This window comes from Marivirga arenosa (assembly GCF_030503895.2).
In the GTDB taxonomy this organism is placed as follows: domain Bacteria; phylum Bacteroidota; class Bacteroidia; order Cytophagales; family Cyclobacteriaceae; genus Marivirga; species Marivirga arenosa.
In genome coordinates this window covers 3,494,382-3,518,579 of the sequence record NZ_CP129970.2, presented here as the reverse complement: position 1 = coordinate 3,518,579, position 24,198 = coordinate 3,494,382, and the positions used below count along the sequence as shown (strand labels likewise).

The following is a 24,198-nucleotide window of genomic DNA, read 5'->3' as shown; positions in this document are numbered from 1 at the left end:
CCTTCTAAGGCATGTAAATTCAAGGACATATTAAGCCAAAGAGGTAGGGTTTATTGTGTATACTTTTTAAAATTTTAATCTAATTCAGAAATGTATTGATTCAATAAATCCAGATATAGCTTTATTTCTTCTACAGCTTTATCCATTTTATCTGAATTTGCCTTTTGGGCTTCCATTGCACTTACCTTGGCCCTTACATTAGCATGATAGGCTTTATAATAAATGAATAATTGCGATTCCTGATTACTATGAATTATTTCTTCTAGCTTATTATAACAAACCATAAAGTATTGGCTTAATTCATGATGATTATAAGCTTCCAAATCCATACAGAAAAAAGCTAATTCGTTTAATATATCTAAATGTCGGAATGATGGATTGAATTCAATACAATCAAAAATAATAGGTTCGTCTAATAAGAAAATGTTTTTTGAATGTAAATCACCATGACAATCTTTAATTAACCCTAATTCGGAACGTAACTTAATTATGGCCTCATATTGCTTTAAGAACTGATCTGATTTATGAATACTATTTTTAATTATGTTTTTGTATTTGATACCTAAAGACTCTTTTACGAAGTTTGATATTTCATCTATATCATTGAATTTTGATTTTAAATCTAAGGGTTGAATATCATATATCGTTTCAGTTTTATCATGGAATTCTTTTAGTGTTTTGGCAATTTGATCTATTTGCTCCAAACTCACTTTATTAGACCGAAGTAATTTATCCATTCTTTTATCAGGATTCATTTTCTTCATCATTACTGCATAATCTATCGTATTTTCAGATTCTTGTAATGAGATTTCGAACTTTCCATTATTATCATGAATATATACCACACTTTGATAAATATCTTTTGCTAACCTTCTGTTTAGAACGACTTCTTTATGGCAATAAAATTCTCTTTTTTGAGGGGTTGAAAAGTCAAGAAAATCGAATTTGACAGGTTTTTTAATTTTATAAACAATTTCATCACAAAGAATTACCCATGAAATGTGCGTTTCCAATAACTCAACAAATTTGTATGCTGATGGAAATTTTCCATTTTTTACTAAATGTTCTATTTGAGAACGATTCATAACTGCTATTTATCATTTATAAAATCAATAGCCTTTTTTATCATATCATCCATATTAAAATTGGTCGATTTTAAACTTAAATACTCATGCGTATTGATGGGCTCAAAATCTTCTTTTATTTTTAGATAAACATTATAATCAGCTTCACTATGCTCTCTTTTTTCACTTAATCTACCTTTGACCACATCTTCATCTGCTGTTATTTCAATCCAATTCAATTTAATATTTAAGTCATTTGATAATTTCAAGAAGGCTTCTCTTATTCTTTTTTTGTAAAAAGTGCCGTCTAAAACTAAATCCTTTTTGCAATGGGCGTAATTATACATTTCATTGATCAAATGCTTATATACATCCGTTTTGTTATGTTCATTGTAATCGAAATGCTCATACTTTTCATTGCGAATGATATCTGTATTAAGATATTTCGCTTTTAGTTTTTGAGCTAAAGTTTTGGCGAAAAAGCTTTTTCCAACTCCCGGAAGTCCGAAAACAATAATAATCATATCTTTACATACTATTTAATTATATAGCCAATACCAAAAGAATAAAAAAATACATTATTTAACTCTTCCTCATAAACAGTCTCCCCGTCCGCTGTAACAGTTGAAGCATTTACAGGAATAAAGAATTTTGCTGTAGCATTTATCCGCCAGTTCTTCAATCTATAGGTTGCTGAATTACTAAATTCATAATCTAAAACTTGAAATTTAGAAGCTTCTTCCAAAGTAACTGATTCTTGAACATTATTTACATTATTAATATTCCCATTAGCTCCTTTTCCCTTTGTAAAACCACCCCCTAGCGTCATTTTTGAATTTCGTGTATTGTAGTATTCATTATAATAATTTTGAGTAGCGGCATTAGTGTAAAAAGAAGGGGTAATTAATAATTTAGAATCAAATAGATAAAATATTCTAAACACTTCAATTCCTGTAAAAACGTCCATATTGTCGCTCATACCTAAACTTAAATCAGTATTTATTTCAAACCAGTAGAAGTCATACCCTAAATAAGCATCTAAAAAACCAAATAATGAAGAGGGCACTGCATAACTTTCTTGATTGAAAAAGTAAGCACTCAAGCCTATACCACCATATAAATTTTTTGATGTAGCATCATAGCCTAATGACACTATAGAGAGATCTATTCTATTTTGATCGGCTGTAGTAAGATAAGATAAAGATCCTCTGGTATAGAATCCACTTTTATGGTAATAACTAATCGATGGGGATAAATAAGGAGCAGCTAAAGAATCTGTACGACCCATAAAAACATAATCGCTACTGTATTTTAAATTGATTTTGACATAAGACTTTTCTACTGAAGTTTCATTTTGTGAGATTAGTGGAAAGACCATTAATACAAAAAGCAATATGAGAAGGGTCTTTTTCATCTTTTTTAATTGAATTTATAGTTTTAAATCATTGCAGGCTTATAAAATAAATTTGAATTTGAAATACCTCCATTCCTCTATAATAAAATTTATATCAAGAGAAATGGAGGTGTTAGTTCATTTATGAATGGTATTAGGATAGTCTATTATTAAATGTTTTTACCATTGCCTTTTCCACCCCCTTTTCTTTCTTTGGTTCCCTTTTCTTGATTTTTATTTCTTTCTTTCACTCTCATATCTCTTTCTCTTTGTCGTTTAATTTGTTTTTCAAAATGTTCACGATTACGGTACTTTTTACCAAGCATATCAAGACATTCACCATCTCTTAGCTGTTTCATTTCCCTATTCTGTAATTGGTAAGTACCGTTAGGATTTATTACAGTACCGTTTTCAAGTCTTACTTGATTTTGAAGCATTAATTGCTCCCCATTCTTAAATTGATACATTTTACCATCTTTGAGGGTATAATGATCATGGACTCTATCTTGATTTCTATCACGATCTTGATCCTGTGCAAATGCGGTGCCTATCAAGAATAACATTGATATGAACACCAGAGCTAATTTTTTCATAACCTTTTTGTTTAAAATCTTAATTAAAATTAGTACTTAAATCACTAGTTTGAAATGATTCAAATGCAGCTTACAGATGATTTTGATCATCTTTAGAATGGGTCAAGAATAACGAAATATAAAATTAATACTGAAATGTTATTAATTATCTCGACCTCGCTTTGTTGATGTACTTCTGGAGCGTGAGCTTGGGATTGATGCCCCACTTCGAGAAGGAATTGATCTCTGCCATGTTCTCTGATGTATGTCTCTAGCTCGATTGAAAGTATTGGATCGAATTGCTGATGAACGTCTTATTGTAGTTTGTGTACGTATCGTTCTGATGGTTTCATTATCTTTTATGATTCTGGTTTGACCTGATAAATAGCGATAACGATTACTATTTTGGTTTAAGAACTGTTCTCTTGTTACTACTCTATTAGGTTTACGTTCTATTCTTCTCTGATAATCTTGCTCAAATCTTCCATATTCTCTAATCTTTTCGATTCTTATTCTATCATTGTCTTCTTCTAAAATAGAATTTGGAATTCTGCTCCTAGAGCTAGTTCTCCAGTGCTCAACGGATCGATCCAAACTATTGCTAGTTGAACTTCTTGAGATACGAGATCGATAATATCTAATGATGTAATTCGATAAATAAGGATAACGGTAATAATGAGTGGGAAAATTAAAATACCAGTAGAAATAGTAATATGAAGGCAAGCCTAGTATTACGATTGATTGCTCTGGTCCGTAATAATAACCCCAATGGTACCAATAGGGATATCTATACCAGTAAACATTTGGAAACCATATAGGATAACCATACCAATAAGGATATGGATAATAATTGTATTCTATATTCACATCTTCAGTTTTTTCAATCTCCTTATTCTGTTCTTCCTCTGGAGTTAAAGCGTTAGGATACAATGGATCATAATTTTCATATATTTCTTCTTCAGAACGAAAAGATTGAGAAGCTTCTTCAAATTCAACTAAAGCTTGAGGATCTTCTTCTAATCCTTTTTTCCAATCATCTATATCTTTTTGGTGCTTTTGTGCTACCTCTAATTTCATATCCTCTAGTTGGGAAAGCACTAATGCAGGATTTCTCTGATATTCATTCCCTACTAATACTGCGGCATCAAGATTATCTACTATAATATGTAGTACTTCAGGAAACATAAGTAATAGCTTAACCTTTTCTTCTGTATCATCATCATATTGTTTCAATAGTACCTCTAAGGTCTGGTTTACTTCTTGATCTATTTGATTTATGCTTACTAATTTATCATATTGCCCAACCCCTATTTCCATTGAAATATCATTGATTTCTTCAGGATAAGAGGCTGTTATATCTTTAAGTTCTATTTTACTTTTAGGGCCTCCTTCAACTAAATCTTCCACCAAACCAGGATACCTCAAGAGTTCCCATAAATTCTTTTGAACTTCTTCTGTTTCAGTAGAAATAATTTCCTGAAAAGCTTCTTGACTTTTTTCTTGAATTAAACCTAGTTTTACTATTAATTCAGGATGTGTGGATAATTCTAATATTGCCGCTCTTATATCATTTGGATATAAAGCAAGAGCTTCTAATTCTTCATTATTGTTAAAAACTTCGTTTAGATTGAATTCTGTTTTCTCATCTTGAGCGTATAGTTTAAGCTTATCAATTGTTATGAAGAAGACTATTAAAAAAGTGAGAAAGTAACGCATGGTTTTGAGTATTTAACATTATAAAAGTTATGTGAAAGTAGAGCTTTTATATTTTCTGCTTTTAAATCGATCTTTATCTAAAAATAAATTCGAAATTTTATTAGCCATTAACGTTTGTAAGTTTGCACCTTCATAATCAAAAACATCAGCTTTCAACAAACAAAGTGTATAGGCTAATTTGGAAAGTCGCCATGCTTTTGACAACACTCCATTCTTATCGACATAGTAAATTTTGATATGGAAATTTAGGTCCTCACCTGCTAAGTATAAAATCTGCTGTGTTTTTTCAATTGCTGAGTGTATTTGATCTTTATGCTTTAATCCTAAGGATTGTAATTCCTGAGAATCATAGTTGAGTTCATTTTCTCTAAGCACCTTAATGTATGCCTCAATTTTATCAATAACTGATTGATAATTATGATAAATAACTAATTCCATTGCAGCAGATTAATAACATTTAATGAACAGCGCTAATAAGTTTTTTGACCTTTTCATTCCCTAGAATTTTTTCAGTGATTTTAAACACATCTGTTTTGATATGTTTAAAAATATGAGAAAAGGCTTCAACTCTTCTTCCCAACTTCTCTTTTTCAGAATTAAGTCTTTTGTAAAACATTTGATCATCTTTAGTCAAATTGGTTTTTACACCATGCATAAAGTCCTCAACATCTTTGATTAAATCCTTGCCAATATTTTCTAATTTACTTAGTCGAAGGACTATATCTTGAGTTTCATCTAGATATTCTTCGCTAATTAAAAAAGTAAAGTATTTATTGATGAGCGTACTCATAAACTTGTGTTCTATTATATAAAACTCAATATCTGATTTCCAATTCTCGGCCTCAATGTAGTATTGTGAATAGACCTCTAAGCTTTCAGTGTTTCTAACAAAATCCATGACCTTAACATTTAATTTTAACTTTTTTTCCTACCAATGGTAATACCTTTGGTATATTCAAAAATCAAAATTTAAAGAGTTATTTCCTATGTCATGAATCAATGTGAAGGATGATGTAAATCATCAAGTTTTTACAGTTTTCATGATAATTGAAGTGATGGAAATAGCGAATAAGTATCCTATTATAGCTCCAGATAATATTATGCCCCATTCCTTTAAACCAATTGGGATTAAATAGAAAAAGCTATTTAGAGGGGAGTATATTAATGCTACATGAAGCACTAATGAAATGATTAATCCCATCACTAACCATTTATTGGCGAACCAACCTATTTTTTCTTGGTAACGAATAGCACCTATTCTTACAAACTCAAAAACTACAACACCTGTAATTAAAGTAGTTCGAGCCCTTTCTATTCCCATTGGTAAAACAAATATGAATACTATAATTAATAAAGCGGCCATTTTAATACCTATACTAACTATTAGCCATGCCGTTTTTTTATCGATTATAGGTTCATTAAGCTTTCTTGGTGCCTCTTTCATAACATCTTCTGCTGATGGATCCACCCCTAATGCTAAGGCTACTAAACCATCTGTTAAAAGGTTAATCCATAATAATTGAACTGGATATAAAAGAGGTTCGTCTAAGGAAAAAAAGACCGTGGCAGTAAAGATAATTCCAACTTCAGCTAAGTTGCAGGTTAATAAATAGTTAATAAACTTGCGAATATTATAGAAAATGGTTCTTCCTTGCTTTATGGCGTTTGTGATAGTACTAAAATTATCATCTAATAAAATAATATCACTTGCTTGTTTGGCTACCTCGGTTCCTTTTTTACCCATTGCAATACCTATAGCTGCTTTCTTTATTGCTAAAGCATCATTAACGCCATCACCCGTCATAGCAACTGTATTTTTTTCCTCTAATAATTCAAGTAATCTTAGTTTATGGAAAGGGGTTGTTCTGGCAAATATATTAGTTTGGTCATTAAGGGCTTTATTTAATTGCTCATCGGACATTTCATCAATGTCGGTTCCTTCTAATACATGATTTGAGTCTAAGCCTACTTCTTTCGCGATTGCTGCCGCTGTAATAGGATTATCACCCGTTATCATAATCACCCTGATACCTGCGGTCTTACAATCTGAAATAGCATCATAAACCTCTGGTCTTGGTGGATCTATCATGGCTTGTAATCCTAACCAAACCATATCTTTTTCTGCATCAGATGAATGTGTGATATTCTCTTTAAAAGCAAATCCTAATACTCTTAGTGCTTTTTTGGCAAAATCTTTATTTTGTTGATTTATTTCCTGCTTGATTGATTCAGTAAGCTTTTCAATTTTACCATTTAGCATGATAAAACTACATTTTTCTATTAATACTTCAGGTGCACCTTTTGAAAATGCGAAAGATTTTTGACTTTCATCTTCAACCACTACCGACATCATTTTACGCTTTGAGCTAAATGATATTTCCTGTGTTTTGGAAAAAGAGTTCTCGAAATTTTCATCTAAATGTTTAGCTGAATATTTCTTTAAAGCAATTTCCGTTTGGCTTCCAAAATATTTTTGTTGTCCGAATTCATCTTTGGATACACTTGCATTATTACAAGTATAAGCACATTTCATGAGCATTTTACCTTCCTCACTTTCCTGAGGTTTAAAACTATTTTTACTCACCTCATGTACTGTATTATTGAAATATAAATGAGTGATGGTCATCTCATTTTTTGTAAGGGTACCCGTTTTATCAGTACATATAATATTGACTGCCCCTATTGATTCTACTTTAGTTAATTTTCTAATAAGAGCATTTCTTTTCGCCATTATTTTAGAGCCAACTGCCAATGCAAGTACAACCACAGCAGGCAATCCCTCAGGAATTGCTGCAACCGCTAAAGAAATGGCTGTCAATAATGAATCATATAAACCAAATTTCTGAATACCAATTAAAGTAATTATTACAGTAATAATTAAGGCGGTTATTGATAGTTTTTTACTTAAAGAATTTAATTCAATTTGAAAAGATGATTTTTCACGTTTAAGACTTTCAAGCTTATCCGCTACTTTTCCAATTTGAGTTTTCATTCCTGTAGCTTTTACCAAAGCAGTGGCCTTTCCTCCTAAAACATAGGTATTCATGAAAGCTAAATCACCTTCCTTTTTCTTAACTGAATTTGATTCACCTGTCAATACAGATTCATCCACTTCTAATTGAAAAGCTTCAAGAATTTCAACATCAGCGGTTATCATATCACCTGATTCAATTACAAGAATATCCTCTGGCACAATTTCCGATGAATCGATTTCTTCTTCCTTTCCATTTCTTATTACCCTCGAATTTGGCGATGCAAGATTTTGAAGTGCTTCAATCGTTTTTTCAGCATTATAGTCCTGAACAAACCCCATTATTCCCGAAAGCAAAACAATGACTAAAATTAAAATTGTATCCACTAATTTTGATTCTTGATCAGGTAAAAACCCTACTGAAAAAGATATAATAGCAGCTACAATTAGAATAATGATTAATGGGGATTTAAACTGACTTAAAAAGATTTTAATGGGACTAATTTTGTGAGCCCTAGCCAACACATTTGGACCATATTCCTTTAACTTTTGATGAATTTGATGATCATTTAAGCCTTTGTGTTGCTGGTTCATTTAACTTTCAATTAACATTAGATTATTCTCTTTCTTAATTTAAGTATTTATTTCTGATTCAAACTCTTTCCTTTCTCAAAAGCATCTTGATCTAAATCCTTTTTAGTACCTAATAAAATAGAAATCGCTCTCAATTCTTTTACTTGATCGGCTATTAATTTTAAGATCGCTATTAATGGCAAAAACAATATCATTCCCATTGCGCCCCATATAATTCCTCCTGCTACAATAACAATAAGGGTTACCAAAGCATTTATTTTCAATTTTTGGCTTACCTCCAATGGAAAAATAACATTAGCCTCAAGAATTTGTACAATAGTAAAAACGACTATTACTCCTATCGGATAAAAGATAGAATTGAATTTAATCCACGAAATGGCCATAGGAAGTAAGGCTCCCACTGTGATTCCTACATAGGGTATAAAAGTGAGAATAGAGGCTATGAATCCAAAGAAAATTGGATTTGGGATACCAATTAGGAATAGGCCAAGACTATTTAAAACACCTACAATCAAATACACCACTATCATTCCTTTTATAAAATTATAATAAGTAACAATTACATCAGGTAGTATTTTTTCAATGTATTTTTTAGCGGCTACAGGAAAGATCTCATACAAAAATGCTACTAAAACTTCTCTGTACATTAATATAAGAGCCGAGAATATCGGGATTATGATAAAAAGAACTAATGAGATTGATGAATTATAAAGAGTGGAAGGAATCTCAGGAATCAAATGAACACTGATATAATCCGTTATACTTCCAATTAAGCCTAATTCAGGATCAATGAATTTCTGAAGCTTAGAACTACTGATATTCGTATCTAATTCGTTTAATAAAAGTACTAATTTTTCATTTATCTGCGGCCACTCTTCCATGAATTTTGAAAATTGATAAATCAACAATCCAATAAAAGACAGGCTAATGAGAAAGAATACGCTTAATCCAATTAGGATTGAGACTATTCTAGGTATTTTATGATTTTCGAGCCAACGACAAAATGGATAGAGTATGAAGCTAATAAGTAATCCTGTAGTTAAAGGAATGAATAATGAGCGACCTAAATAGAGAATTATAGATATAAAAAACACGTATTGAAAGAAATTCAACCATTGTACTTTCCTATTCTGTGCTAAGGTTTTCATTTTTATCCTAATTTAAAGTATCAAAATTTCACCTAACCATTTAAACCTTTAGATTAATTAATATAAATGAATTGGTTATTTTGACATCATTAAAAGTAGGCTTATAAAAATTGAAAAACACTGACTTACATCAGAATTAAAAATGAATATTATCAATTTGTAATGTCGCTATCAAACAAACCATGAGATTTAAATAATAGAAAATATAGCTGGCTATTTAAGATACTTTCAGATTTGTTTCTTCTTGAAAATGCCATGCTTATACTGTCTACATCTTTCAATATTTGAAATTTTAATTCATCATTGAATTCTTCCGGATGATTTAGAAAATACCGTTTAAAATCAAAAAAAGCTGATTCCTTGTCATAATTCCCTGTAAATAATTGATTTAGTTTATTAAATATGATCTCTTCGCTATTTTTAATTTTATTATCATTTGACCAATGTTCATCTACCAATGCCTTAATGCGCAATTTTTCATTTTTATTCACATTATTATCCACTACAACCATCGAATAAAAAATGGACGCCAATGATTCATAAAATTCTTTAGTATGTGTAATAACCTCTGCCATCTTATTGATTTTAATATAAAAATAATGACTTATGATTACTCAAACCATGATGGCGGTCAGTGGAAAATGAAATATTTATCACTCTAATAAATGAATGATTTAGTTACAATCTAAATCAATCCAATACTTAATCTTTATCATAAGCTATTAAGCACACAATCATGATGACAAATGATCTCTATCATTGATAAAAAGGCCATACTGAGCCAATTTTGATTCAAATAATGGGGGAGAAATGAAAACGATAACACTCATATTATTTAACCTTTTGATTATAAGCACTCTAAATGCTCAGGGTGATAGCTTATTAATTCAAAAATTAAAAGCAGCAGTTCTATTAAAACAAGACACCCCTAAAAATGTGGAAGAAATTGATCAATTAGAAATTGAAATCAATGAATTAATAGTGAATGAAACCATGACCAAAGCCGGTAATGATTTTCATGAACTGTTTTATAGTAAATGGGTATGGCCAGATCAATCAAACCAAGCATTTATCATTGTAATTAAAGAAAAACCTCTCAGAGGTAATATGACACAAATCAGTATTAAAGTAAATGATATGCTGATTTTTGAAATGCCCCTTCAAGCAAGATATGATTATTTAGAATCAATTGCTGAAATAGCCAGAGAAAGAACGCAAGGTTTTATAAATAACTATAGAGAGATCCTTAAATCATTAGAAGGAGAAGACATTAAAGGAAGTGGAATATTTTAAAATCAATGATCATGAAAAAGCTAATTGCAATACTATTTATTTTATTCGGAGCAATGAACATGGGTCTATCACAAGATTTTGTTTATAAACCAATAAATCCGGCTTTTGGTGGTGATACATTTAATTATCAATGGCTGCTAAGCTCTGCATCAGAACAGAATGATTTTAAGGAGGAATCAGACATACCTTCATTTCAACAAGATCCTTTATCTGACTTCGAAAACAGCATAAATCGTCAAATTCTTTCTCAACTATCTAGAGAACTTGTTAGTAATCTTTTTGGTGAGGAAGGTATACAGGATGGAACATTTGAAATAGGAAGCTTTCAAATTGAGATTTTATCAAGCATTGAAGGTATTAATATTACAATTTTTGATACTACAGATGGAGCAGAAACACAGATTATAGTACCCTACTATTAAATTATAGATAATGAAAACTATACATCTCACATATTATTTATTAATAACATCGATGCTTATATTTTCTGCATGTACGAATTATTTGTATGAGCCAATGCGAGTAAAAGAAGCTAGACTTGGTGCTGAAACTCAACATTATAAAGAATTAACTAAGCTTCCAGAACCTAAAGAAAAAATTGTAGCTGCGGTATATAAATTTAGAGATCAGACTGGCCAATATAAAGAATCTCAAACTGGTGCAAGTTGGTCCACTGCGGTAACCCAAGGTGCTACTTCTATCCTACTGAGAGCAATGGAGGAATCCGGATGGTTTATTCCAATAGAAAGAGAGGGTTTGTCCAATCTATTAAACGAAAGAAAGATTATTCGCTCAAGTAGGGCAAACTATACTGATCAAAAAGACCAGCTATTACCCCCACTGATTTTTGCAGGTATTATCATTGAAGGGGGAATAGTATCTTATGATAGCAATATCAAAACCGGTGGTGCAGGGGTCAGATATTTTGGTACTGGCAGTTCAGGTGAGTATAGAGAAGATAGAGTTACCATATATTTAAGAGCAGTTTCTACAAGCACCGGTAGAATATTAAAAACTATCTATACTTCGAAAACTATCCTTTCTCAACAAATAGATGTAGGGGTATTTAGATTCGTAAGTTTAAGAAGATTGTTAGAAGCTGAGATGGGTTATACCTATAATGAACCAGGCGAGATGGCTGTAAAAGAAGCAATTGAAAAAGCAGTTATAGGATTAATAATTGAAGGTATAGAGGAAAGTTTATGGCAGCTTTTGGATGAATCTGAACTTCAGTCAGCTGTTATAACTGAATATAAAAATGAACGAAATGAAAACACTAATATCGATGCTTTCGGTATTAATACACAAAATAGAAGAGCAACATTTGGAGTAGGACTAAATGCAACTGCTCGCTCCTACCAAGGTGATTATGTTAAAGCTAAACCTTTTGCTGGTGGGGAACTGAATTTAGAATACTCTTCTAATTCCCGATTTACTTTGATGTCAAGTATTGGAGCGCATGAAATAGGTGCTAAAGATGCATTCACTACTACTGTTGGATATGCAGACATTGGATTAAAATATAAACTTCTGAACTACCATATTACAACACCCTACTTATACGTAGGTGCCGGTACGGTAAAAGAGCTTAAAAATGATTTCGATAATGATATTAAGTATTGGGAATACTTCTATCCCCATGCCAAAATAGAATTAGGTATAGAGCATTTAATCACTAATAAATTAGGGATACAAGCTTCTGTAAATTACAAACATATACTTACTGATAATTTGGATGGCTTAGAAGTTGGAAAGTTTGATGACTTTATATGGGGTGTAAATGTAGGGATTACTAAATATTTTTCCATCAATAAAAAGCCTAAAGAAGTAAAGCAAAAAATGGGTGAATTGAGGGAAGACAACAATAATAACTTATGGAGTAGAATAATTAATGAAAAAAGTACTAAGAGTAATAAGCAAAAATAAAAGTATTGAAATTCCCCAAAATATTTGAAAAAGGGATTTGTAATTGCTGGTATTGCAAGTCTGTTTCATCAGGTATTTTAATAATAGATGTTTAATTTTTAAAAAAAGAACGATGAAAAAGTTAATCAGTATAATAGCCGTATTTATGTTTATCGGCTTTTATTCAATCGCACAGAATACCAGTGATGTGTATCAATCTGGTGAAGCAAACGGGGCAGTTGTGATGCAAGCAGGTGCATTAAACTATAACTTCTCAGATCAACAAGGAGAAGGAAATAATGTTTTTGTTGGTCAAATGGGTGAAGCAAATCAAGCATTTAAAACCCAAAGAGGAACTCTAAACATGGGAATGTCTGAACAAGGTGGTATTGGTAATTTGGGAACACAAGACCAACACGGCAATGGAAATTCAGCTTTATCAATTCAATTTATGAATGACAATGTTTCTGAACAAATTCAACGTGGAAAGTTGGGTCAAGCAACAGTCAATCAAATGGGATTCGAAAACTATGCTTATCAATATCAACAAGGAAACAGCAATAATGCAAGCATTATGCAAATGAGAGAAGGCAATGAAGCTTTTCAAGAACAACTTCATAGAGAAAATGTAGCAAACGCATTCCAATCAGGCGTTGGCAATCTTTCTGAACAATTCCAATCAGGAATTATGAATGTTGCTGATGTGGAACAATGGGGAGATGAAAATTATGCTTCACAAACCCAAGGTAATGATGATGGTGAAGGCTTAGGTGAAGGTGAAAACGATCACCCACACTCAGCTGAATATAATTATGCAAACGTTCTTCAAAATGGTAGTGGAAACAGTTCTATTCAGTACCAATTAGGAGAATCTAATGAAGCTTGGAGTGTTCAAGATGGTAGATCAAACAGTTCTTGGCAAGAACAAAATGGTTTTGAAAACTATTCAATGACTATCCAAGAAGGTACTATGAACAGATCTGAAGTTTTCCAATTTAATGCAGGACACAATTCATTTGTAAACCAAGCAGGAAATGGTAACTCAGCATTCGTAACTCAATTCTAAACTTGAAAAAATACTTTCGCTCCAAGGGCGAAAGTATTTTTAATAACAGTTAAAAAAAAGGAAATGAAAAATCTATTTGTCATAGCAACTATAGCATTATTGCTTTATAACCCAATCTCTATGGTTAAAGCTCAAAATAATGATAATGCTATCGACATAGAACAAATTAATATTGAAAATGAACAACAAAATGCTCTAAATAATGAAGTGTCATTACTTCAATTAGGGGACGAAAATAATGCTTACATCAAGCAAGTCGGACTTCATACAACCACTGTTAATCAGCAAGGATTAAATAACTCAATGTATGTTTTACAAAATGGTTTAAATGGACAATTTGCGCTAAGCCAAACAGGGAGTATGAATAATTACTATGGAGAACTTAATGGTGATTTTATAGAAGTCTATATTACTCAAGATGGGAATTATAATACAGTACAACAACAGATCTCTAGCAATTTTGCGAAAAGTAATATTGTGCAAGATGGTCAATATAATAGTGTTATACACACTTCTACTGCTACAGATTCCCCTGAATTGAATATTCAGCAAAGAGGAAATAATATGCAATTGATCATTAGATCATATTAACTAAAAAGCCGGAATATAATTTCGGCTTTTTTATCTACTATCGTCATGGAACGAATTTCAATAAGATATCTAGCAATAGTTTTGATTCTTATTCTTAACCTAAGTTCTTGTACTGAAGATGTGGTCACTCCTATTTTAACTGGTACAATAAGTGGAGTATCCATTAATAAAACTACAAATGCGCCTGTTGAGAATGTAGAAATAAACACTCTTCCTGCTACCAATGAAGTTTACACAAATGATTTAGGAGAATTTATCATAGAAAATATACCGATCGGTGAATATACGGTATATGCTAATGCCTTTGGTTTTGAGAATGAAAACATTAAAATAAATGTTACTAATAATGAAGTTACCGATGTAACTCTTAAATTAAACATTGCAAATCGAATTGCCTCAATCCCCATAAACCCTATTCCTCAAAATAATGCTATTGATCAAGCCCTTACGTTAAATCTTATTTGGTCAATATCAGATCAAGGAGAACAAGAAAATCTAAAATACCAGATTCTATTATATGAAGATGATGACAATCATATATTTCAACAAGTAGATGATTATACAGATACTACACTAACGGTAGAAGACTTAAATTATAATTCGAATTACTTTTGGCAAGTCAACGTGATTAGCTCAACAGGCAATATTACAAAAGGTGATATTTGGAGTTTTTCTACTGTAGTATTCCCTGATAATCGTTTTCTATTCACTTCTAACCGTGAAGGAGATTATAATATTTATTCATCAGACTTAGAGGGTGGGAAATTGACCCAAATAACTGAAAACAATGATTTTGAACTAAAACCATTGTATTCAAATAATAGAGATTTAATTGCTTATTCATCTAATGCAGAAGTCGACTATCATATTTATTTGATGAATAAGGATGGCAGCAACTCAAAAAAAGTAACTAACATTCCGATAGCAGGATTCCACAATCAAGGTATAGCTTTTTGTTGGTCACCTGATAATGGAAAATTGCTGTATAGTCATTACGAAAAATTATACACAATCAACCGAAATGGAACGGGTTTAAATCAAATAGCCACAGCTCCTAATGGCAAGCATTTTAGAAGTTCAGACTGGACCTCAGTAAACGATAAAATTGTAGTTGAAACTATTGGTTCTACCATCTATGAATCTGAAATATACTTAATGAATAGCGATGGTTCTGACACTATCCGCTTAGTAGATGATTTACCTGGAATTATCCAAAACCCAAGCTTCTCAATAGATGGCAAGGAAGTATTGTATACACAGGATATTTCAGGCTATGAATCCGCTAATGGAAGACAATTAAACGCCCATATCTTTAAAATAAATATTGAAACTAAGGAAATTACAGATCTATCAAATAATAAACCCAATGGAACCAATGATTTGCAAGCAAGATTTTCACCTGATGGTGCCAGTATAATATTCATGAATACATCAAATGATGGTTCAGGATTAAAATCTATTTGGAAGATGGATACCAATGGCACTAATAGAACTTTATTATTTGAAGATGCTGAAATGCCTAATTGGCAATAGAAATCAACTTTAAACCATTATTTATAACAATAAACAATAGAATTATGAAAACTATAGCGGCACTTAAAGACTTATTTATCGAACAGGGAAAAGAATTGTATAATTCTCAAGAACAGGAAATCAATATTCTGACAAAATTTAGAAAATCCATTAATTCAGAGGATTTACGAGAAATAATTCGTCAGTATATCAAACAGGTTTGGAGACAGCAAGGTCGATTGGAAAATGCATTTGATGATTATGGAATCGAACTGGAAAGTGAACACAGCGAACCATTCGGTGCATTAATTAACAAAAGAAACCAATGGATTAATAAAATAGCTGATACACGATTGAAGGATATAGAAATTGTGAATGCTATACAGCATTTTAACCATTTCAAAATAGCGGGTTATATTGCTATGGTTAGTTATGCAAATGAATTGGAAGATTCTAGTGCTAACAGATTGTTTAGTATTTCTCTGGAAGAAGAACGAAAAATGGATCGTAAAATGACTAAACTTACAAAGCAGTTAAATCATGAAATTCTCTCCCCTTCTTCAACCTAATCACTCGAATTGTAAGAGATTAAAAGGATTGGTTTAATACTAAAAATTTTAATCTCTTTTTTTGATGATTTAGATATAACTCATTTTTTAGTAACCTCTTTTTTCAAAATGATGCGAGCATCTGCTACAATGGCGTCATTCTCAAGAGCAAATACCGGGTTTAAATCTAAGGATTCAATCTCTGGAAAATCATTAACTATATTGGAGACTTTTAAAAGTAGATTAACAAGCGCTTCTTTATTAATAGGTTTAATACCACGATAGCCTTCCATTATTTCCTTAGCTCTTATTGATTCTATTAACTCGTAAGCTTTAACTTTTGTGAGTGGTGACATTGCTAATTTAATATCCTTTAATATTTCAACATAGGTTCCACCTAAACCAAACATTATAAAATGGCCAAAACCTTCATGAAATTTACTACCAATAATAAATTCAATTCCTTTTTTAATTTGTGATTGTATCAGTACCCCTTCCACCCTTTTAGAATTAAAGCTCTCATGTAAGCGATTATAGGCTTCAATCAATTCAGTTTTAGTATTAATATTAAGGATTACACCTCCTTGATCAAATTTGTGGAGAACACCTTTGACTATGATTTTAGCAACCACTGGATACCCGATTTTATCCGCTAAAGAAATGGCTTCACCAATATGCTTGGTCACATAATGAGGGGCCAAGGTAACCCCATATTCTTTGAGTATACTATAACTTTCAACTTCATTCAAGTATTCTTGATTATGGTGCTTAGCTTTATCGAATAATTTTTTTAGATGATTATATTTTCTGTTAATTAACTTTGTGTTTTGAACTAGTGCGTCCTCGAACTTATAATTAGCAAATCTTACATAATTAGAAAAGGCATTTATGGCTTGTTCTGGAAATTCATAGTTGGGTAAATCATAGGCATCAAAAATAGTGAACAATTCCTCATTGATAGAAGGAAACACAGCGGCAAGTGTAATTTGATTTTTTCTAGCTTTAGCTACCAAATCTAGTATTGAATTCAAAATTTGGGCTCTATTCGTCATAAATTGAGGAGTACAAATCATCAACAACAAATCAAAGCTATTTATATCAAGAAGGGTCTTTAATGTATGACTATACCGTTCTGCCCCTGCATCTCCTAATATATCTACGGGATTAGCAGTTGAGGCTGCATTAGGTAACTCTTTTTGAAGAATGTCTTGCTCAGGTTTCATTAATTTTATAGCCACTAAGCTTGTATCCTTAGTGGCATCCATTGCCATAATTCCTAATCCACCTGCATTAGTCAATACTAATAATTTATTACCTTTTGGCTTGGGTTGATTCGCAATAAGCAAAGCAGTTGTAAATAATTCTTCAATGGAATCTACTCTAAGTACACCACAATCATCAAGAAACTGACTAACAATATTATCTTCGCCAGTTAATGCGCCTGTATGGGAAAGTGCTGCTTTAATACCACTTTCAGTTCTTCCTGATTTTAATATAATAATGGGTTTTAACTGCTGTTGATTTTTTGATTGAATTATCTCCTTAAATCTAATACCATCTGAAAAACTTTCTAGATATAACAATATCACTTTAGTTTCTTCATCATCAATTAAATAATTCAATAGATCATTTTCATTTATAGCTGTTTTATTACCAATTGTTACAAATTTACTGAATCCAATATCTTGCCTCGCTGCATATTCCAAAGCATGTATACCGATGGCACCACTTTGTGAAACAAAAGCTATGTTGCCTTTCTTAGGAGCAACACGAGCAAAGGTTGCATTCATATTAATAGTTGGTTGAGTATTGATAACTCCCAAGCAATTCGGACCAATTACAAATAATTCGTAAGCGTAAACTACTTCAACTAATTTTTCTTCTAATACTTTAGCTCCAATTGATGTGCTTTCCTTAAAGCCAGCAGTAATGATTATAAAGGTTTTGATTCCTTTTTTGTAAGCTTGATTTAGTATATCTGGAACCCTTACGGCATCAACTGCAATAATAGCTAAATCAACATTATTATTTATTTGCTCTACACTTGAATAAGCTTTCAACCCTAAAATTGAGTTTGTATTTGGGTTTACAGGATAAATTTTCCCAGTAAACCCTCCATCAAGTAAATTTTTTAGTAAAGCATAGCCTACTTTATCGGTATGAGTTGATGCCCCAATAACTGCAATAGATTTTGGATTGAATAATTGATCAAAATATTTATTATCAAATCGCATCTATTTGTTGGTTAATCATAGATTCAGCATGATTAATACTTTTTATCCCTTTAATCAAAGCATCGGGGTTAAAGGATATGCTGTCGATCCCATTTTTAACTAAAAAATAAGTGAAATCTGAAGAATCACTAGCAGCCTGACCACATAATCCAATTTTAGTGCCTGTATTTTTTGCACTAGTAATAGCTTCCTTAATAAGTTTTTTAACTGCTTCATTTTCAGCATCAAACATAGATTGCAACGCTTCAGAATCTCTATCTATTCCTAATGTTAATTGTGTTAAATCATTTGATCCAATGGAAAATCCATCAAAATATTCAGCAAATTTTTCCGCAAGTATAACATTACTAGGTATTTCTACCATCATATATAATTCCAATCCATTAACCCCTCTTTTAAGACCATATTTGGCCATAATATCCACTACTTTTTTAGCTTCATCTAAGGTTCTACAAAAAGGGATCATCAATTTAACATTTGTAAATCCCATCTCTTCTCTTACAATTCTCATGGATTCACATTCTAATTTGAATCCGTCTTTGTAACCCTCACTATAATATCTTGAAGCGCCTCTCCAGCCTATCATCGGGTTTTGCTCCTCTGTTTCAAATTCCTTACCGCCTAATAAATTTGCATATTCATTCGTTTTGAAATCGCTCATTCTTACGATTACATCTTTAGGGTAAAAGGCAGCCGCAATAGTTCCTACAGCTTGAGATAATTTCTCTGTGAAATAATCCTCTTTGTTAGGATAGGCAAAGGTTAATTCTTCTATTTCAGCTTTGGCTTTCTTATCCTTTAAGTTTTTAAAATGTGCTAATGCCATAGGATGAACCTTTATGCTATTATTTATTACAAACTCTAATCTCATTAGTCCTACTCCATTATTGGGTAGAAATGATAGTTTGAAGGCTTGATCAGGATCAGCCAGAATAAACATGACTTCTGTTTGGGGTAGTTTTATTTCTCTGGTATCAATTTCTGTGCTTTCCCAGTCTAATTTCCCTTCATAAATAGTTCCTTTTTTTCCATCTGCACAGCTTACGGTAATCTCTTGTCCATCTTTTATTAATTTTGTAGCTCCATGAGCGCCAACTACAGCTACAGCTCCAGTTTCACGAGCTACTATAGCTGCATGACTTGTCCGACCTCCTGTATTGGTAACAATAGCCGCTGCCCTTTTAAGAATAGGGTCCCAATCTGGATTGGTTAAATTTGTTACCAGTATTTCCCCTTCATTCAATTTGTCAATTTCAGCCGGACTTTGTAGAATTTTTGCTTTCCCAGCTGCAATTTTCCCTCCTACATTCCGGCCTTCTACAATAATTTTGCTTTTTGACTTTAGTTTATAATCAAAGAATTGAAACTTCGATCGTAAAGAATGAACTGTTTCAGCTCTTGCCTGAACAATATATAATTGTTGGTTTATTCCATCCTTTGCCCATTCAATATCCATAGGCTTTTGATAATGTTCTTCAATTTGAATGGTCCATTTTGCGAGTTTTTCTAGTTCGGTATCAGTTAATACATATTGTTTTTGTTTTTCTTTAGCTGTCTTGAGGTTGATAGTTTTTGTTTTATATGTGAATTTCTTATTCTCATCTTTAGCAGCATAGGTCATGGTTTTTTCTTTTTGCCCTAAATGCTTAAAAAGAATAGCTTTCTTACCTGCTTTGATAGCTGGTTTATAAAGACAAAAATCATCTGGAGAAACTGTGCCTTTTACTACATTTTCACCTAAGCCCCATGCTCCAGTTATATTCACAACTTTATCAAAACCCGTTTCTGTATCTAAACTGAAACAAACCCCTGCAGAACCAAGATCTGATCGTACCATTTTTTGTACACCAATTGAAAGGGCTACATCCATATGATTAAATCCATTATCCTCTCTGTATTTAATAGCTCTATTTGTAAATAAAGAAGCATAACACGCATTACAAGCAGCTAACAATTCTTGCTCTGATTCAATATTTAAATAGCTTTCTTGTTGCCCGGCAAAACTAGCTTCTGGTAAATCTTCAGCTGTTGCACTGCTTCTTACTGCTAATTGTAGTGAATCGGGATAATTTGATTTTAAAGATTGATAAGCTTCAATGATTTGATTTATTAAATCAGTTGGTAATTTAGCTTTACCTAATAATTTCCTACACTTCTCTCCAATTTCAGCAAGGTTTTTAAATCCTTTAGTATCTAATTCACTTAGGGTAGATTTTAATTTATCTCTTATATTATTAGAATCTAATACATCCCAATAGGCTTCAGCCGATATCGCAAAACCATCAGGAACATTTATTCCTTTTGACACTAATTCCTTATACAACTCACCTAGGGAAGCATTCTTACCGCCTACTCTTCCTAAATCGGAAAGAGAAAGCTCTTTAAAGGGATATATGAACTGATTCATGATTTAAAATTATGATTCAAAGAATGTATTCTTGCTCTAGCTATCTGGTAATTCTAGGCTAGAAAAATTACCATTTTACTGGAACGTTAATTAATAATCTCTTCAGATTAATTTGCTACATAAAGCTAGGAAATAGCATTTTGATAATTGATGACTGGGGTTTTCTGAAAGGATGATTTATATCATATAACTGATGCTAAAATTTACTCCTCAATTAAAACAAAGAGTGGGAAATTATTCCTGGTCGAAACAACTTCCCACTCATTTTGCAGTTGCAAAATATCAAGTTACCGTTATTTTGGCTACTTCTTTTCATTTCTAATAAAAATTGAAATCAAAAGAATTTATCAAAACAGAAGATATCTTATCCCAAACTCATTACTGAAATGATTTCAAAGAATATTTCAATTTTGATAAGGCCTATCGCCTGCCTTTTATCTCTTACTTGATATTATAAAGATACTAAGCCTATAAAAATTTACCAATGAGGAAAATTATAAGCATTGATGATATTGGTCATTGATATGTTAAACCAAAACCAAATTCGTATAATGGGTTTTCACTATCATAAGGAACATCCGTCAGCTGATTTTCAACAGTCTCCATTGAAGAAGGTAATTCAAAAGGTAGCTTTCCTTGAGGCTTAGCTTTCCCGAAAATCACTTTACAAACATTTTCGTCACTAGCACCATAATCAGCAATAAGTGCTTTTGATTTCTCTGATAATTCAGGAATTACAGCTGGTCTATCAAGATATAGATCTACCACTGTAGGTACTGTTTCCATTAACTCTATCAATCTAGCCTTTTCTTCTCCTTTAAAATTTAGGTCCCCGTGGTGAAAAGATTGAGCAAAAGGATTTTTAGTATCAACCGGATACCAAGGAGTATTTAATCTTACTATAGCGAAATCTGCTTCATTGGGCTCAGTCACTACTTTTGCATATTTTGAAACAATTGCGCTATCCATTCCCTCCAAATATACCTTCAATTCATTTTCTTTTAATGGCAATACATCCTCATCATTCTTAAGAAGAGTCATCGCCATTTGTTGTGTAGCATCCCCTAATTCAACATATTCTTTTTTCATCAATCGCTCCCCTACTTTCGCTTCGTCCACAAAAGGATTATCAAATAGGCCTAATTGGAATTTTTGTTTTAGTAAACGTTTTATTGAGATATCTAATCTCTCTTCCGATAATTGTCCTGATTTCACTAACTTAACCACAACTTCTGGTCTATTTTCACCACCGAATTGATCACAACCTACTTCAATAACCTTTAAAACTTTATCTGTTACAGCTAAATCTTCCACACCCCATGCTCTGGCTGACCATATTACATCTGGTCCCATTGGTGTATCAGTTAACAATCCCCAATCTGTACAAACAACTCCATCATAGTTGTATTTATTCCTCAATAAATCAGTGATGATAGCTTTATTAAACGCCATAGCAACATTTTCATCTGTTTGATCTATAGGAACGCCATAATACGGCATAATGGAAGCAGTATTAGCTTCGAAAGCTGCTTCAAATGGAATTAAATGATAGTCAAAATTATCACCAGGATATATTTGACCTTTTTGGAAAGAAAAATGAGGATCTAATCCTTCCTTTTGGGGACCACCACCAGGAAAGTGTTTTGTCATACAAGCCACACTATTTTCCGATAAGGTCTCTCCTTGCATACCCTTAATGTACGCTTTCACCATTTTAGCCGTCAATTCTGCATCTTCTCCAAATGTCCCGCTTATTCTAGCCCATCTAGGTTCAGTTGCTAAATCGATTTGAGGATGTAAAGCTAATCTTAAACCAACAGCGTTATATTCTTTCCTGACTATCTCTGCAAACTCCTTTACAATAGAGTCATTCCCAATTGCCGCCAAACCTAATGTTTCACAAAACTGTGTAAACCCACTTGCTTCCATTGAGAAAATAGAATTACTAAAATGGTGTCTAGGATCAGAAGCAATCGTAACAGGAATACCTAGTCTTGAATTTTCGGCATACTGCTGCAAATTATTATACCAGATTGCCATAATTTGGGGATCAGATGGAATACTCCATACATTAAAATGGTTCAGTTTACCTTTATCAATATTATTTTTAGCCGTTGGGTATCTTGCTCCAGGTCCTGTAGCATCCGGGTCTTTATCCAAGCTACCATCTTCATTAACAGCAACTCCAGGTATAAATAGCATTCCAGCCTTTTCTTCAACTGTCATTTGAGCGATTAAATCCTCTATCCTTTTCTCTATCGGAGCATTAACATCCTCATATACATCAAGCTTGTTGTTTTTATTAAGATCACGGAAAATAACTCCATTTACTTCTGCTTTTAGAGCAGTTTTCTTTAGAACGACTTCATCAAGTTGATTTTCCTGATTTGAGCTGTCCTGATTTGTTTGGCAATTAATTAGGAAAATTGATCCTAAGATGAGGATAATGTAATTAAGAATTTTCATTAAGATAAATATATGTTTTATGTATTAAGTTATTAATTTAAAGTTCATTTATTGCATATAAAATCCTTTTTTGGTGCAATTTCTGTTCTTATGGTCGAATTGATAATTCAAACAATGATAAATATTTATTTTGATTGATATTTTATTAAATAAATCATCACCAAATCAAGACAAATCATCGTATATAGTATTAATTACATTATTTGTTGATAGAATGATAAAGATCGATATAAAATATAAAAACGTACTTTTGGAAGTACTAGAAGATAAAATGTACAAATTGTCTCTCGAATTAGATGAGCTAAAAGGTGGTCCTTTGGATTCGAAGAGAAAAGAACTTGATAATAAGCAGAAAGAAATTGAAGAGCTCCAACATATTATTTCCAGTGCATAAGGGTAATAAAATAGGTATGAATTAACCTACCCTACTCTCTGAATATAAATCATAAGCCGCTACCAGAGATTCTCTTCCTGTTGAATTCTCATAACGTTCAAATCGATTGATATTTTCTCTTTCTTCTACATAAACCGGATTATATGCATCATCATAATTATCCCAGATAATGAGCATATACTTATAACCAATTTTACTTTCACGACCATTTTCAAGCCATTGTTCAAATATCTCTTCTTCTAAGGGTTTAGGAAAAGCTGCTCCGTCAAACATTAGGTTTTTCTAATTAATTATATCCAAAATTAGCAGCTATAATCGAACAAT

Annotated in this window: 22 protein-coding genes; 8 read left to right on the top strand and 14 right to left on the bottom strand. The window is 32.0% G+C overall.

The window, feature by feature from the left end; translation table 11 throughout:
* Window positions 1-74 precede the first annotated feature (74 nt).
* The 10 genes from QYS48_RS15230 to QYS48_RS15185 all read right to left on the bottom strand — a co-directional run bounded on the left by QYS48_RS15230 (window position 75) and on the right by QYS48_RS15185 (window position 10,033).
* A complete protein-coding gene (locus QYS48_RS15230) occupies window positions 75-1,085 on the bottom strand; it encodes a hypothetical protein (RefSeq protein WP_308356672.1) in 1,011 nt (336 codons plus the stop codon).
* Window positions 1,086-1,090: 5 nt separating this feature from the next.
* The gene (locus tag QYS48_RS15225) at window positions 1,091-1,588 is read right to left on the bottom strand and encodes an AAA family ATPase (protein WP_308356671.1); all 498 of its coding nucleotides are present in this window, start codon (window positions 1,586-1,588) and stop codon (window positions 1,091-1,093) included.
* An 11-nt stretch (window positions 1,589-1,599) separates the two neighbouring features.
* Window positions 1,600-2,478: a hypothetical protein gene (locus QYS48_RS15220; protein WP_308356670.1), complete on the bottom strand. Its 879-nt coding sequence runs from the start codon at window positions 2,476-2,478 to the stop codon at window positions 1,600-1,602.
* A gap of 149 nt (window positions 2,479-2,627) precedes the next feature.
* Window positions 2,628-3,050: a DUF6799 domain-containing protein gene (locus QYS48_RS15215; protein ID WP_308356669.1), complete on the bottom strand. Its 423-nt coding sequence runs from the start codon at window positions 3,048-3,050 to the stop codon at window positions 2,628-2,630.
* A 141-nt stretch (window positions 3,051-3,191) separates the two neighbouring features.
* Entirely contained in the window at window positions 3,192-4,745 is a 1,554-nt protein-coding gene (locus QYS48_RS15210; protein ID WP_308356668.1) for a hypothetical protein, read from the bottom strand.
* A gap of 27 nt (window positions 4,746-4,772) precedes the next feature.
* The gene (locus QYS48_RS15205; RefSeq protein ID WP_308356667.1) at window positions 4,773-5,183 is read right to left on the bottom strand and encodes a hypothetical protein; all 411 of its coding nucleotides are present in this window, start codon (window positions 5,181-5,183) and stop codon (window positions 4,773-4,775) included.
* 19 nt (window positions 5,184-5,202) lie between these two features.
* A complete protein-coding gene (locus QYS48_RS15200) occupies window positions 5,203-5,643 on the bottom strand; it encodes a hypothetical protein (RefSeq protein ID WP_308356666.1) in 441 nt (146 codons plus the stop codon).
* Window positions 5,644-5,766: 123 nt separating this feature from the next.
* Entirely contained in the window at window positions 5,767-8,310 is a 2,544-nt protein-coding gene (locus QYS48_RS15195; protein WP_308356665.1) for a cation-translocating P-type ATPase, read from the bottom strand.
* A gap of 47 nt (window positions 8,311-8,357) precedes the next feature.
* Complete coding sequence (locus tag QYS48_RS15190; protein WP_308356664.1) at window positions 8,358-9,458, bottom strand: AI-2E family transporter; 1,101 nt, start codon at window positions 9,456-9,458, stop codon at window positions 8,358-8,360.
* A gap of 152 nt (window positions 9,459-9,610) precedes the next feature.
* The gene (locus QYS48_RS15185) at window positions 9,611-10,033 is read right to left on the bottom strand and encodes a hypothetical protein (protein WP_302100739.1); all 423 of its coding nucleotides are present in this window, start codon (window positions 10,031-10,033) and stop codon (window positions 9,611-9,613) included.
* A gap of 235 nt (window positions 10,034-10,268) precedes the next feature.
* Here QYS48_RS15185 and QYS48_RS15180 point away from each other — a divergent pair, with 235 nt between their 5' ends.
* The 7 genes from QYS48_RS15180 to QYS48_RS15150 all read left to right on the top strand — a co-directional run bounded on the left by QYS48_RS15180 (window position 10,269) and on the right by QYS48_RS15150 (window position 16,394).
* A complete protein-coding gene (locus tag QYS48_RS15180; protein ID WP_308356663.1) occupies window positions 10,269-10,751 on the top strand; it encodes a CsgE family curli-type amyloid fiber assembly protein in 483 nt (160 codons plus the stop codon).
* 11 nt (window positions 10,752-10,762) lie between these two features.
* A complete protein-coding gene (locus QYS48_RS15175) occupies window positions 10,763-11,173 on the top strand; it encodes a curli production assembly/transport component CsgF (protein ID WP_302100742.1) in 411 nt (136 codons plus the stop codon).
* A gap of 10 nt (window positions 11,174-11,183) precedes the next feature.
* A complete protein-coding gene (locus QYS48_RS15170; RefSeq protein WP_308356662.1) occupies window positions 11,184-12,677 on the top strand; it encodes a CsgG/HfaB family protein in 1,494 nt (497 codons plus the stop codon).
* 112 nt (window positions 12,678-12,789) lie between these two features.
* Window positions 12,790-13,722, top strand: coding sequence for a hypothetical protein (locus tag QYS48_RS15165; RefSeq protein WP_308356661.1), 933 nt, complete (start codon window positions 12,790-12,792; stop codon window positions 13,720-13,722).
* A gap of 63 nt (window positions 13,723-13,785) precedes the next feature.
* Window positions 13,786-14,313, top strand: a complete 528-nt coding sequence (locus tag QYS48_RS15160; RefSeq protein WP_302100745.1) for a hypothetical protein — start codon at window positions 13,786-13,788, stop codon at window positions 14,311-14,313.
* Between the two features lie 45 nt (window positions 14,314-14,358).
* Window positions 14,359-15,846 carry a carboxypeptidase-like regulatory domain-containing protein gene (locus tag QYS48_RS15155; protein ID WP_308356660.1) on the top strand — a complete coding sequence of 496 codons (1,488 nt, stop codon included), beginning with the start codon at window positions 14,359-14,361 and terminating at the stop codon, window positions 15,844-15,846.
* Between the two features lie 44 nt (window positions 15,847-15,890).
* Complete coding sequence (locus QYS48_RS15150; protein ID WP_308356659.1) at window positions 15,891-16,394, top strand: DUF892 family protein; 504 nt, start codon at window positions 15,891-15,893, stop codon at window positions 16,392-16,394.
* Window positions 16,395-16,474: 80 nt separating this feature from the next.
* Here the strand turns inward: QYS48_RS15150 and QYS48_RS15145 are convergent, their stop codons facing one another.
* From QYS48_RS15145 to QYS48_RS15135, 3 genes are all read right to left on the bottom strand, one after another.
* Window positions 16,475-18,607 carry an acetate--CoA ligase family protein gene (locus QYS48_RS15145; RefSeq protein ID WP_308356658.1) on the bottom strand — a complete coding sequence of 711 codons (2,133 nt, stop codon included), beginning with the start codon at window positions 18,605-18,607 and terminating at the stop codon, window positions 16,475-16,477.
* Window positions 18,597-21,014, bottom strand: a complete 2,418-nt coding sequence (gene ppsA / locus QYS48_RS15140) for a phosphoenolpyruvate synthase (protein ID WP_308356657.1) — start codon at window positions 21,012-21,014, stop codon at window positions 18,597-18,599. The genes QYS48_RS15145 and ppsA overlap by 11 nt, the downstream gene beginning before the upstream one ends.
* Window positions 21,015-21,530: 516 nt before the next feature.
* Window positions 21,531-23,480: a glycoside hydrolase family 3 N-terminal domain-containing protein gene (locus tag QYS48_RS15135; protein ID WP_308356656.1), complete on the bottom strand. Its 1,950-nt coding sequence runs from the start codon at window positions 23,478-23,480 to the stop codon at window positions 21,531-21,533.
* A 214-nt stretch (window positions 23,481-23,694) separates the two neighbouring features.
* Here QYS48_RS15135 and QYS48_RS15130 point away from each other — a divergent pair, with 214 nt between their 5' ends.
* Window positions 23,695-23,874 (top strand): hypothetical protein, encoded by a 180-nt coding sequence (locus QYS48_RS15130; RefSeq protein WP_308356654.1) that lies wholly within the window; start codon window positions 23,695-23,697, stop codon window positions 23,872-23,874.
* A 21-nt stretch (window positions 23,875-23,895) separates the two neighbouring features.
* Here the strand turns inward: QYS48_RS15130 and QYS48_RS15125 are convergent, their stop codons facing one another.
* A complete protein-coding gene (locus tag QYS48_RS15125) occupies window positions 23,896-24,147 on the bottom strand; it encodes a hypothetical protein (RefSeq protein ID WP_308356652.1) in 252 nt (83 codons plus the stop codon).
* Window positions 24,148-24,198: the final 51 nt, after the last annotated feature.

Bases quoted from the DNA above. Each gene is read 5' to 3' on its own strand.
- QYS48_RS15230 (WP_308356672.1), bottom strand. From the start codon at position 1,085: ATGAATCGTTCTCAAATAGAACATTTAGTAAAAAATGGAAAATTTCCA.
- QYS48_RS15225 (WP_308356671.1), bottom strand. From the start codon at position 1,588: ATGATTATTATTGTTTTCGGACTTCCGGGAGTTGGAAAAAGCTTTTTC.
- ppsA (WP_308356657.1), bottom strand. From the start codon at position 21,014: ATGAATCAGTTCATATATCCCTTTAAAGAGCTTTCTCTTTCCGATTTA.
- QYS48_RS15190 (WP_308356664.1), bottom strand. From the start codon at position 9,458: ATGAAAACCTTAGCACAGAATAGGAAAGTACAATGGTTGAATTTCTTT.
- QYS48_RS15200 (WP_308356666.1), bottom strand. From the start codon at position 5,643: ATGGATTTTGTTAGAAACACTGAAAGCTTAGAGGTCTATTCACAATAC.
- QYS48_RS15210 (WP_308356668.1), bottom strand. From the start codon at position 4,745: ATGCGTTACTTTCTCACTTTTTTAATAGTCTTCTTCATAACAATTGAT.
- QYS48_RS15215 (WP_308356669.1), bottom strand. From the start codon at position 3,050: ATGAAAAAATTAGCTCTGGTGTTCATATCAATGTTATTCTTGATAGGC.
- QYS48_RS15155 (WP_308356660.1), top strand. From the start codon at position 14,359: ATGGAACGAATTTCAATAAGATATCTAGCAATAGTTTTGATTCTTATT.
- QYS48_RS15130 (WP_308356654.1), top strand. From the start codon at position 23,695: ATGATAAAGATCGATATAAAATATAAAAACGTACTTTTGGAAGTACTA.
- QYS48_RS15220 (WP_308356670.1), bottom strand. From the start codon at position 2,478: ATGAAAAAGACCCTTCTCATATTGCTTTTTGTATTAATGGTCTTTCCA.
- QYS48_RS15150 (WP_308356659.1), top strand. From the start codon at position 15,891: ATGAAAACTATAGCGGCACTTAAAGACTTATTTATCGAACAGGGAAAA.
- QYS48_RS15175 (WP_302100742.1), top strand. From the start codon at position 10,763: ATGAAAAAGCTAATTGCAATACTATTTATTTTATTCGGAGCAATGAAC.
- QYS48_RS15125 (WP_308356652.1), bottom strand. From the start codon at position 24,147: ATGTTTGACGGAGCAGCTTTTCCTAAACCCTTAGAAGAAGAGATATTT.
- QYS48_RS15205 (WP_308356667.1), bottom strand. From the start codon at position 5,183: ATGGAATTAGTTATTTATCATAATTATCAATCAGTTATTGATAAAATT.
- QYS48_RS15185 (WP_302100739.1), bottom strand. From the start codon at position 10,033: ATGGCAGAGGTTATTACACATACTAAAGAATTTTATGAATCATTGGCG.
- QYS48_RS15135 (WP_308356656.1), bottom strand. From the start codon at position 23,480: ATGAAAATTCTTAATTACATTATCCTCATCTTAGGATCAATTTTCCTA.
- QYS48_RS15160 (WP_302100745.1), top strand. From the start codon at position 13,786: ATGAAAAATCTATTTGTCATAGCAACTATAGCATTATTGCTTTATAAC.
- QYS48_RS15170 (WP_308356662.1), top strand. From the start codon at position 11,184: ATGAAAACTATACATCTCACATATTATTTATTAATAACATCGATGCTT.
- QYS48_RS15165 (WP_308356661.1), top strand. From the start codon at position 12,790: ATGAAAAAGTTAATCAGTATAATAGCCGTATTTATGTTTATCGGCTTT.
- QYS48_RS15145 (WP_308356658.1), bottom strand. From the start codon at position 18,607: ATGCGATTTGATAATAAATATTTTGATCAATTATTCAATCCAAAATCT.
- QYS48_RS15180 (WP_308356663.1), top strand. From the start codon at position 10,269: ATGAAAACGATAACACTCATATTATTTAACCTTTTGATTATAAGCACT.
- QYS48_RS15195 (WP_308356665.1), bottom strand. From the start codon at position 8,310: ATGAACCAGCAACACAAAGGCTTAAATGATCATCAAATTCATCAAAAG.